Origin of the sequence: Pseudomonas sp. SIMBA_068 (assembly GCF_046534705.1) — a bacterium.
Classification (GTDB): domain Bacteria; phylum Pseudomonadota; class Gammaproteobacteria; order Pseudomonadales; family Pseudomonadaceae; genus Aquipseudomonas; species Aquipseudomonas putida.
The window spans coordinates 1-248 of record NZ_JAWRYI010001234.1; the positions used below are offsets into that span (position 1 = coordinate 1).

1 protein-coding gene and 1 pseudogene are annotated in these 248 nt (G+C 62.9%); one reads left to right on the plus strand and one right to left on the minus strand.

Going from position 1 to position 248, the window contains the following annotated elements; genetic code table 11:
* Positions 1-79 (plus strand): annotated as a pseudogene (locus SB756_RS33480) (AraC family transcriptional regulator); the annotation flags it as partial.
* Here SB756_RS33480 and SB756_RS33485 read toward each other — a convergent pair.
* Positions 66-248 (minus strand): LysR substrate-binding domain-containing protein (locus SB756_RS33485; RefSeq protein ID WP_410913687.1); only part of this gene is annotated, 183 nt, incomplete at its 5' end. The pseudogene SB756_RS33480 and the gene SB756_RS33485 sit on opposite strands and share 14 nt — an antisense overlap.

Consider the following 248-nt stretch of genomic DNA (forward strand, 5'->3'; position numbering starts at 1 on the left):
GGCGAATTTTCGGCGCTCATTCAAGCGGTGGACGGGCAGCACGCCCAACCTGATCCGCCAACTGTTCAGCAGCCGCTAGCCAGGCGTTCGCGCAGGAACTCCACCAGCGCTTGCACCGGGCGTGAACTCTGGCGGTGCTGCGGGTACACCGCCGACAGGGTCAAGGCCTCAGGAGCGAAGTCCTCCAGTACCTTGACCAGACGCCCATCCTTCAAGGCGTCGCTGACAATGAACGTCGGTAGGTAGGT